The organism is Bradyrhizobium sp. STM 3809 (assembly GCF_000239795.1).
In the GTDB taxonomy this organism is placed as follows: domain Bacteria; phylum Pseudomonadota; class Alphaproteobacteria; order Rhizobiales; family Xanthobacteraceae; genus Bradyrhizobium.
Window position 1 is genome coordinate 1 of sequence record NZ_CAFJ01000180.1, and the last position, 9,513, is coordinate 9,513.

At 66.1% G+C, this 9,513-nt stretch carries 10 protein-coding genes; 4 read left to right on the forward strand and 6 right to left on the reverse strand.

Annotated features, from left to right (window positions below):
• The 5 genes from BRAS3809_RS09885 to BRAS3809_RS09905 all read right to left on the reverse strand — a co-directional run.
• Nucleotides 1-551, reverse strand: a 551-nt coding sequence (locus tag BRAS3809_RS09885) for an ATP-binding cassette domain-containing protein (protein WP_035655917.1), incomplete at its 3' end; no start/stop codon positions are given.
• On the reverse strand, nt 548-1,531 hold the full coding sequence (locus BRAS3809_RS09890) for an ABC transporter ATP-binding protein (protein WP_008961946.1): 984 nt from the start codon (nt 1,529-1,531) through the stop codon (nt 548-550). The genes BRAS3809_RS09885 and BRAS3809_RS09890, both read right to left, overlap by 4 nt.
• 31 nt (nt 1,532-1,562) lie before the next feature.
• A complete protein-coding gene (locus BRAS3809_RS09895; protein ID WP_008961947.1) occupies nt 1,563-2,531 on the reverse strand; it encodes an ABC transporter permease in 969 nt (322 codons plus the stop codon).
• 2 nt (nt 2,532-2,533) lie between these two features.
• Complete coding sequence (locus BRAS3809_RS09900; protein WP_008961948.1) at nt 2,534-3,514, reverse strand: ABC transporter permease; 981 nt, start codon at nt 3,512-3,514, stop codon at nt 2,534-2,536.
• Nucleotides 3,515-3,620: 106 nt separating this feature from the next.
• A complete protein-coding gene (locus tag BRAS3809_RS09905) occupies nt 3,621-5,216 on the reverse strand; it encodes an ABC transporter substrate-binding protein (protein ID WP_008961949.1) in 1,596 nt (531 codons plus the stop codon).
• 511 nt (nt 5,217-5,727) lie between these two features.
• On the opposite strand from BRAS3809_RS09905, the gene BRAS3809_RS09910 reads away from it, so the two are divergent.
• Nucleotides 5,728-5,994, forward strand: coding sequence for a DUF6489 family protein (locus BRAS3809_RS09910; protein WP_008961950.1), 267 nt, complete (start codon nt 5,728-5,730; stop codon nt 5,992-5,994).
• A gap of 308 nt (nt 5,995-6,302) precedes the next feature.
• On the opposite strand, the gene BRAS3809_RS09915 is transcribed toward BRAS3809_RS09910, so the two are convergent.
• On the reverse strand, nt 6,303-7,223 hold the full coding sequence (locus tag BRAS3809_RS09915) for an alpha/beta fold hydrolase (RefSeq protein WP_008961951.1): 921 nt from the start codon (nt 7,221-7,223) through the stop codon (nt 6,303-6,305).
• Between the two features lie 301 nt (nt 7,224-7,524).
• Here BRAS3809_RS09915 and BRAS3809_RS09920 point away from each other — a divergent pair, with 301 nt between their 5' ends.
• The 3 genes from BRAS3809_RS09920 to BRAS3809_RS09930 form a co-directional block, all read left to right on the forward strand.
• Complete coding sequence (locus tag BRAS3809_RS09920; RefSeq protein WP_240535639.1) at nt 7,525-8,106, forward strand: hypothetical protein; 582 nt, start codon at nt 7,525-7,527, stop codon at nt 8,104-8,106.
• Between the two features lie 161 nt (nt 8,107-8,267).
• Complete coding sequence (locus BRAS3809_RS09925; RefSeq protein WP_008961953.1) at nt 8,268-8,744, forward strand: phasin; 477 nt, start codon at nt 8,268-8,270, stop codon at nt 8,742-8,744.
• Nucleotides 8,745-8,838: 94 nt separating this feature from the next.
• Nucleotides 8,839-9,513, forward strand: a 675-nt coding sequence (locus tag BRAS3809_RS09930; RefSeq protein ID WP_035655920.1) for a PaaX family transcriptional regulator C-terminal domain-containing protein, incomplete at its 3' end; no start/stop codon positions are given.

Below are 9,513 nucleotides of genomic sequence, written 5' to 3' on the forward strand. Positions count from 1 at the left end.
ACGATGAAGTCGGCCTCGGAGGCGAGCGCGCGGGCGATCGCGATGCGCTGGCGCTGGCCGCCGGAGAACTCGTGGGGAAACTTCTGGCCGTCATCGGGATGCAGTCCGACCAGGGTCAGGAGCTCGCCGACGCGGTCCCTGATCTGGCGCTCGCCCTCGATGACGTTGAAGGCGCGGATCGGCTCGGCGATGATCGAGTCCACACGGAAGCGCGGGTTGAGGCTGGCGTAAGGGTCCTGGAACACCATCTGGATGCGCCGGCGCAGCTTGCGCCGCGCCTGGCCCTGGCGCGGATCGGTCATCGACACGCCGTCGATGATGACGTCGCCCGAGGTCGGCCCGAGCAGGCCGACCACCATGCGCGCCACCGTCGTCTTGCCCGAGCCGGACTCGCCGACCAGCGCGAAGGTCTCGCCCTTGCGGATGCCGAAGCTGACGCCGTCGACCGCCTTCAGGAACTCCTGCGGCTGGCGCTCGATCACGCGGTTGAGCCAGGGTTTCGACACGTCGAACACCCGGCGCAGATCCTTGACCTCGACGAAATCGCTCATGCCGCGGTCTCCGTCGCGCGATCGTAGAGATGGCAGGCGACCGCCTGCGTGCCCCGCTGCAGCGGATCGGGCCGGTCGACGCGGCAGCGGTCGAAGGCAGAGCCGCAGCGCGGGTTGAACGAGCAGCCCGCGGGGATCGCCGACAGCCGCGGCATCGCGCCGGGAATCTGCACCAGGCGCTTGTCCTCGCCCGCGAGCGTCGGGATCGCGCCCATCAGGCCCTTGGCGTAGGGATGCAGCGGGTTCTTGATCACCTCCTGCACCGGGCCGATCTCGGCGACGCGGCCGGCATACATCACCGCGACGCGGTCGCAGGTCTCGGCGATCACGCCCATGTCGTGGGTCACCAGCATCACGGCGGTGCCGTGATCGCGGCCGAGCCGCTTGATCAGCGAGATGATCTGCGCCTGCACCGAGACATCGAGCGCAGTGGTCGGCTCGTCGGCGATGATCAGCTCCGGCTCGGCGCACAAAGCGAGCGCGATCACGACGCGCTGGCGCATGCCGCCGGAGAATTCGTGCGGATAGCCGTCGATACGCTTCTCGGGCGCGGGGATGCCGACCTCGGCGAGCAGGTCGATGGCGCGCTTGCGCGCCTGCTGGTCGGTGAGGCTGGTGTGGGTCTTGATGGTCTCGATGATCTGGTCGCCGACCCGGTACAGCGGATTCAGCGAGGTCAGCGGATCCTGGAAGATCATGCCGATGCGCTTGCCGCGCACCTTGCGCATCTCCTCCGGCGGGAGGTTGTCGATGCGCAGGCCGGACAGCAGGATCTCGCCGCCGGAGATGCGGCCGGGACGATCGATCAGGCCGATCACGGCCAAGCCGGTGACGGACTTGCCGGCGCCGGATTCGCCGACGACGCCGAGCACCTCGCCCTTGGCGATGTCGTAAGAGACGCCGTCGATGGCGCGCAAGGTGCCGCGCCGCGTCTCGAACTCGACCTGCAGGTTGCGCACGGACAGAACGGGGGCGGTCATGAGGGGGAGACCTTCATACGCAGGAGCAGGGTCATCGCAGTTTCGGGTTGAGTGCGTCGCGCAGCCAGTCGCCGAGCAGGTTGATCGCCAGGATCAGGCCGGCCAGCGCGATGCCGGGGAAGGCGACGATCCACCATTCGCCGGCGAACAGATAGTTGTTGCCGATCCGGATCAGGGTGCCGAGCGAGGGCATCGTCTCCGGCATGCCGGAGCCGAGGAACGACAACGTCGCCTCGGTGATGATCGCGAGCGCCAGGTTGATGGTGGCGATGACCAGCACCGGCCCGGTGGTGTTGGGCAGCACGTGGCGCAGCATGATGACGGGGGCCGGCAGGCCGATCAGCTGCGCTGCGGCGACATAGTCCTTGTTCTTCTCGACCAGCACCGAGCTGCGCACCGTGCGCGCATATTGCACCCAGAACGACAGGCCGATCGCGAGCACCAGCACGCCCAGCATGCTGAGCCAGTCCAGGCGATTGCCGGAGACCGATTTGGCGATGCCGTTGACCAGCAGCGCGATCAGGATCGGCGGGAAGGTGAGCTGCACGTCGGCGATTCGCATGATCACCGTGTCGACGCGGCCGCCGAAATAGCCCGCGATCAGGCCGAGGCCGATGCCGAGCGCGCCGGAGAACACGACGCCGAGAATACCGACCAGGAGCGAGATCCGCAGGCCGTAGAGAATGGCGGAAAGCACGTCGCGGCCCTGCTCGTCGGTGCCGAGCAGGAACGGGCTCTGGCCGTCGGCGGTCCACAGCGGAGCGATGCGGGAGTTCAGGAGCTGCAGCTGCGCCGGATCGAACGGGTTCTGCGGCGACAGCAGCGGCGCGAAAATCGCGACGAGGAAGAACAAGAGCGTCACGATCGCGGCGACGACCGTCAGCTTGGAGCGGCGGAACGAATAGAACAGGTCGCTCGCCAGGGCGCGCTTCAGCCAGCCATCGGCCGCTTTGCGCGGCGCGTCGACCGGGGTGGGGTGGGGCAGGGCTGCGTCGCTCATGATCAGGCCGGACGGCTGATGGTCGCGCGCAGGCGCGGATCGACCACGGTGTAGAGGATATCAACCACGAGATTGATGGTGACGAAGATCAGCGACACCATCATCAGATAGGCCGCCATGATCGGGATGTCGACGTTCTGCACCGCCTGCACGAACAAGAGGCCCATGCCCGGCCATTGGAACACCTGCTCGGTGATGATCGAGAAGGCGATCACCGAGCCGAACTGCAGGCCGACCACGGTGATGACCGGCACCAGCGTGTTGCGCAGCGCATGGCCGAAATGGATGGCGCGCGTGGTCAGGCCCCGGGCGCGGGCGAAGCGGATGTAGTCGGTGCGCAGCACCTCGAGCATCTCGGCGCGGACGAGCCGCATGATCAGCGTCATCTGGAACAGGCCGAGCGTGATCGAGGGCATGATCAGCGCCTTCCAGCCGGACAGCGTGAACAGGCCGCTGCTCCACCAGCCGAGCTTGACGACGTCGCCGCGGCCGAACGAGGGCAGCCAGCCGAGCGTGACCGAGAACAGATAGATCAGGAGGATGCCGATCAGGAAGGTCGGCAGCGAGATGCCGATCAGAGACACCATCTGGAACAGTTTTGCCAGCAGCGAGTCTCGCCGCAGCGCGGAGAACACGCCCATCAGGATGCCGAAGACCAGCGCGAGGATCGTGGCGCAGACCGCGAGCTCGAGCGTGGCGGGCATGCGCTCCTTCAAGAGATCGGAGACGGGCTGGCGGAACTGGTAGGAGACGCCGAACTTGAACTGCGCGGCGTCGAACAGATAGCGGCCGAACTGCACGATGAAGGGATCGTCGAGGCCGAGGGACTGGCGGATCTGGGCGCGTTCCGCGGCCGATGCGTCGATCGGCACGAGCTGGCTGACGGGGTCGCCGGCGAAGCGGAACATCGCGAACGCGATGATCCCGACGGCGATCATGACGCCGATGGCCTGAATTGCTCGGCGAAGCGTGAAGGCGAGCATCTGGTCCTTTCAGTCCTTCGATCGCGCGGCGGGTAGCACCTGCCGCGGAAAATGAAAAGTCCCGAAAAGCAGTTCTGCTTTCCGGGACTCCTGGTCGTCGGGCGAACTACTCGGTCTTGTTGGCCCAGAACATCAGCACGGCGTTGTCGGCGCGCAGCGGGATCTTGACCTTCTTCGACACGCCCCAGGCGACGGCCTGCTGGTGCAGCGGGATGTAGCCGTAATCCTTGATGCCGATCTCGAAGGCCTGCTTGATCAGCTGGTTGCGCTTGGCGGTGTCGGTCTCGACCAGGACCTTGTCGGTCAGGGCGTCGAAATCCTTGTTGCAGTAGTTGCCGAGGTTGGCTTCACCGCGGGTCGGGTCCTTCGGATCCTCGCGGCAGCCCATGATGTCGTGCATCACGTTGTGCGCGTCCATCGACGAGGGCGTCCAGCCGAGCAGGAAGAACGAGGTGTTGTAGCCGCCGGGCTTCAGCACCTTGGCGAAGTACTGCGCCTTCGGCTGCGCGTTCAGGTTCACCTTGACGCCGATGCGGGCGAGCATGCCGACCACGGCCTGGCAGATCGCTGCGTCGTTGACGTAGCGGTCGTTCGGGCAGTCCATGCCGACCTCGAAGCCGTCGGGGTAGCCGGCCTCGGTCAGGAGCTTCTTGGCGGCGTCCGGATCGTATTTCGGCCGCGTGAACTCCTTCGACAGCGGGAACAGCTCAGGTGCGATCATCAGCGCCGACGGCGTCGACAGGCCGCGCATGACGCGGGTCTTGATCAGCTCGACGTCGATCGCCTTGTAGAACGCCTCGCGGACGCGAACGTCCTTGAACGGGTTCTTGCCCTTGACGTTCGAGTAGAGCAGCTCGTCGCGGGACTCGTCCATGCCGAGGAAGATCGTGCGCAGCTCGGGCCCCTTGAGGACCTGGGCATTCGGGCTGGAATCGACGCGGCCGATGTCCTGCACCGGAACCGGCTCGATGATGTCGACCTCGCCGGACAGCAGCGCGGCGACGCGCGTGGCATCCGAGGAGATGGTCGTGAACACGATCTCCTTGAGATTATGCTCGGGCTTGCCCCACCAGTTCGGATTGACCTTGAACACGGTCTTCACGCCGGGCTGGTGGCTCTCGATGATGAAGGGGCCGGTGCCGTTCTCGTGCAGCGAGGCGTAGCTCGGCGTGGTGGCGGAGACCGGGGTCGGCGCGACGGCGTTGTTGTCCTCGCACCACTTCTTGCTCATGATGAACCACGTATCCCACTGCGAGATCAGGATGGGATTGGGCGCATCGAGCTTCACGTCGACGGTGTAGTCGTCGACCTTGATGAATTTTGCATCCGGCGGAACGTTCGACAGGAAATTCGAGCCGGTGGCGCGGACGCGGTCGGCGGAGAAGATCACGTCGTCGGCGGTGAACGGTTCACCATTGTGGAACTTGACGCCCTTGCGCAGGTGGAAGCGCCAGCGGGTCGGCTCGGGCGTCTCCCAGCTCTCGGCCAGCGCCGGGATGATCTTGAGATCCTTGTCGCGCGCGGTCAGTCCCTCATAGACGTGAGCGTGATGCGCAATCGTGGTCGATTCCTTGAAGGTATAGGGATCGAGCGACTTCAGTGTGCCCTGGTTGGCATAGCGCAGGGTCTGCGCCGAAGCCGGCATGATTGCGAGGCCGAAGGCGACCGCTGCGGCGATGAGCAGGGATTTGCGTCCCGACATATGTCCAAATTCTCCGCGTTTGACGCTTGTTTTGGTGGCAGGCGCGTTTTCAACCGGCCTGCCTTGCTTCGAAGTTCGTGATGTCTGCAGCGCCTCTTGCACGAACTTCAAGAAGCAACAAGACGCCGGGCGATGTGCTTGCAAGTCTGATGCCGTGCTGGAACGAACTGATCCCCAGCTTCTGTGGGACCGCGGCACGTCGATGACGAATATGTTGCCAGAGTTCAGCGGCGGCACACAAGGGCACTTTGTTTAAGCCTAAACGATATGGTTATCCCCCGGGGGCTCTCGATGTGCAGTGCACGCGCCGTGATCGAACGATGCGACCGGTCCGCTGGATCAGGATTGACCATGTCCCGGGAATTGCGCACCTGCAGCAACGCGCCGCTTGCTAGAGAGGGGGCGGCGCGGCGATACTGGGCGCTCTCCAACGGGCTTCGGGATAGGAGTCCCGTGGCAGGGGCGCCCGACTGGATCGGTGTGGGGATGGTTTGAACAGCGCGGAGCGGACATGAAAGTCAACATCGAGATCGATTGCACACCGCTCGAGGCGCGGCAGTTTTTCGGACTTCCCGACCTCGGTCCGATGCAGACCGCAGTCATGGACCGGCTGCAGCATCAGATGACCAGCAACATCGACAAGCTGGCCCCCGAAGCCATCATGCAGAGCTGGTTCTCCTTCGATCCACGGCTGGCGGAACGGTTCCAGGATCTGATGCTGACCATGACCGGCCTCGGCAGCAGCCGCTCGAGCTCGAGTGACAAGAAGTCGGCCTGACGGCCGCGCGCCGCAACCGCGGATTTCGCCGCGCGGAACTGAGGCCGGCTGCTACTGGATCCGGACGAGGTCAGCGCCAAGCTGAACGGCGGCGGTGGAGGTTCTCGGAGGGCCCGGCTGAGATCCGGGCCTCACCCTTCGAGACGCCGCCTGAGGCGAGCTCCTCGGGGTGAGGGGCGAGAGGCCGCCGTTCCGCAACGATCGTGCCGGAAGGGGCCAATCCTGTTGACCCTCATGGTGAGGAGCGTCGCAGGCGCGTCTCGAACCATGAGGCCTCCAGGCAGACGTGGCGGCGGTCGGCGGTCGTCTCAAGCCGCCTGCGCGTTCGCGCCGTGGGCGTGGTCGGCGATCGCGGCGATGATCTGCGCCCAGGTCGGGATCGGGATGGCGTGGCCCATGCGCTCGATCATCAACAGCTTGGCATTGGGGATCGACTCAGCGGTGTCCGTGCCGGCGGCATGATGGACCAGCGGGTCGAGCTTGCCGTGGATCACCAAGGTCGGCGCCGTCACCTGGTGCAGCCGCGGCTTGCGGCTGCCGGAGGCCAGGATCGCGCGCAGCTGCCGGCCGACGCCGGCCGGGTTGAGGCCGCGCGCAAAGCAGCGCTCGGCGAGCGCCACGTCGCGCGCCTCGTCCTCGGGGAAGGAGCCGGCGCGCAGCGCGCGCCAGGTCTTCTGGAAGCGCGTGATGTACTCCTCGCGGGTCTTGGGCGGCGGCGCCATCAGCAGCATCGCGATCTCGCGCTTGGGCGGCGGCAGGCGGGGATTGCCGGTGGTCGACATGATCGAGGTCAGCGAGCGCACGCGATGCGGGAAGCTGATCGCGACCTCCTGGGCGATCATGCCGCCCATCGAGGCGCCGACCAGATGCGCCGACGGGATGTCGAGCGCGTCCATCAGCCCGACCGTGTCCTTGGCCATGTCGATGATCTTGTAGGGGGCCGCGACCGGGATGTTGAAGAAGCGCAGCTTCAGCAGCTCGAACGGCGTCAGCCGGCGCCCGCCATGCAGCTTGCTGGATTGGCCGATGTCGCGATTGTCGAAGCGGATGACGCGGAAGCCGCGGGCCGCGAGCTGCTCGCAGAACTCGTCGTCCCAGATGATCATCTGCCCGCCGAGGCCCATGATCAGCAGCAGAGGCGGCGCGGCGGGGTCACCGAAGATCTCGTAGCAGATGTCGATACCGTTGGCGCGGACGGTCTGCGGCGGCTGATGGGCAATGGCAGGCACGGCGATCCCTCGTTCAAGGCCAACGGATCCTCTATGGCATGGTTCCGCCGATCGAGAGAAGCGGTCGCTTGGTTCTCCCGCATCGCAGCAAGATCGTGCTATGATAGGTTGTGTTTTGAGTCTTGTGTTGGCCTGAAGGAGCGTGCCGATGACGAACAAAGCCGGCGACCCGATCGCATTCTGGCAGCAGATGGTCGGGGAGATGCAGAAGAGCTTCACGGCCTTCACGCGGTTGCGCCCGATGGGCGCGTCGACCCGCGCCTCCGATGATCCCGCAACTTCTGGAAACGGACAGAAGCCCATGGCCGATCTCATGGAAAACTACTTCGCCGGCATGAACGTGCCGAGCCGTGGTCAGCTCACCGCGCTGAACGAGCGGTTGACGTCGATCGAAGGCGAACTCGCCGAGACGCGGGCGCTGCTCAAGCAGGTGCTGGCCGCCCCCGCGGCGCCGGCTCCGGTTGTCGATCCAACCGCGACGTTGAACGATATCAAGGGGATGCTGGAGGCGCTTGTCGCCGCGTCCAAGGCGCCGCCGGTTGCGCCAACGCCCGTCGATCCCACGCTGGAGCTCAACGAGATCAAGACCTTGCTCGGCGGCCTTGTCGCCGCGTCCAAGGTTCCGCAACCCGCTCCCGATGTCTCGCCCGCGTTGAGCGAGATCAAGGCTTTGCTCGCTCAGCTGCTCGAGGCTGCGCAGGCGCCCGCTCCGGCGCCTGCCGTGGCCAGCGAACCGGGGCTGCAGCCCGTCGAGCCCGAGCCCAGCGCTGTCGAGGCTCCCCCCCGGGCGGCCGAGCCGGTCCGCCAGGGGAAGCGCAACAAGAGGCACGGCGGCATGCCCGCTGCGAGCCCGCGCCCGGGCGAGGGGCCGTCGGGCGGCTGAACGGCTCTCGAGCCCGCTGGACTTCCTCCCTCAATTTTCCATCTGGTGCATTGCAACATTGATGTTGCAACGCACCATTCGAGCTGATATAGCTGAGTTACTCCGGTTTCACAGGGACGGAGCGAGCCCATAGCTCAGACACATTGAGGATGGAGACGACCATGACCACCGAGACCAATACCGTGTTCGACACCGTGAAGGACGCCTTTGCGCCGATGACGGACGCGCTGAAGAACCTGCAGACCATGGAAGTGCCCGAGTCCGCGCGGGAGTTCGTCAAGAAGACCGCGTCGACCGCCAAGGAGCGCGCTGCGGAGGCCCTCGCCGGCTCCGAGAAGGTGACCTCGGCGATTGAGACCGCCGTGTTCGACGGCGTGACCGAGGCCGGCAAGATCACCCGCAACATCCAGCAGGCGCTGTACCAGGACACCGAGGCGTTCTTCGACGGCATCGATCGCCTGGCCTCCGCCAAGTCGATCAGCGAAGCCGTTCAGATCCAGGGTGAGCTGGCCCGTGCCCGAGGCGAGGCGCTCGTCGCCCGCGCCAAGTCGACCAGCGAGTATGTCGGCAAGCTCGTCACCGAGGGCGCCAAGCTCGCCCAGGAGAACATGGCCAAGGCCTACAACAAGACCGCCTGATCGCGTCTCGCGCCTCAGTCGATCATCTCTGCGAGGCCCGCTTCCGGCGGGCCTTTTCTTTTGCGATCTGGCGAAACCGGCTAAAGCCTTGCGCATGCCGCAGCCGCTGTCCCGCATCGTCAACCAGCTCAAGAGCGAGCCGTCGCGCACGGGATCGCTGATCATCACCGTGTTCGGCGACGCCATCGTGCCGCGTGGCGGCAGCGTCTGGCTCGGCACCTTGCTCGCCTTCTTCGAGGGGCTGGCCATCGACGGCAGCGTCGTGCGCACCGCGATGTCGCGGCTCACGGCGGAGGGCTGGTTCGAGCGCACCAGGAGCGGCCGCAACAGCTTTTATCGCCTGACCCGGCGCGGCGAGCAGACCTTTGCCGGCGCCACCCGGCACATCTACGATTCGCCGCCTGCGGAGTGGAACGGCAGCTTCGAACTGCTGCTGATCGGCAGCGCCGACGACCGCGAGCAGGCGCGGACCGCGCTGCGCGATGCCGGGTTCGGCAGTCCGCTGCCCGGCGTGTTCGTCGCGCCCTCGAGCATCGCCGTGCCGGACGCGGTGGAGGGGGCCATCCGGCTGCAGGCCTCGGCCGGCTCCGACATGGCGCGGCGGCTGGTCCAGGAGAGCTGGGCGCTGGAGCGGACGGCGGACGCCTACCGCAGGTTCAGCGCCTCCTTCGCGCCGCTCAAGGCCAGCATCGAACGCGGCGAGGCGCTCTCCGACGGCCAGGCCTTCACCGCCCGGATCCTGCTGATCCATCACTACCGCCGCATCGTG

Bases quoted from the DNA above. Each gene is read 5' to 3' on its own strand.
- BRAS3809_RS09910 (WP_008961950.1), top strand. From the start codon at position 5,728: ATGAAAGTCAACATCGAGATCGATTGCACACCGCTCGAGGCGCGGCAG.
- BRAS3809_RS09890 (WP_008961946.1), bottom strand. From the start codon at position 1,531: ATGACCGCCCCCGTTCTGTCCGTGCGCAACCTGCAGGTCGAGTTCGAG.
- BRAS3809_RS09920 (WP_240535639.1), top strand. From the start codon at position 7,525: ATGGCCGATCTCATGGAAAACTACTTCGCCGGCATGAACGTGCCGAGC.
- BRAS3809_RS09925 (WP_008961953.1), top strand. From the start codon at position 8,268: ATGACCACCGAGACCAATACCGTGTTCGACACCGTGAAGGACGCCTTT.
- BRAS3809_RS09905 (WP_008961949.1), bottom strand. From the start codon at position 5,216: ATGTCGGGACGCAAATCCCTGCTCATCGCCGCAGCGGTCGCCTTCGGC.
- BRAS3809_RS09900 (WP_008961948.1), bottom strand. From the start codon at position 3,514: ATGCTCGCCTTCACGCTTCGCCGAGCAATTCAGGCCATCGGCGTCATG.
- BRAS3809_RS09895 (WP_008961947.1), bottom strand. From the start codon at position 2,531: ATGAGCGACGCAGCCCTGCCCCACCCCACCCCGGTCGACGCGCCGCGC.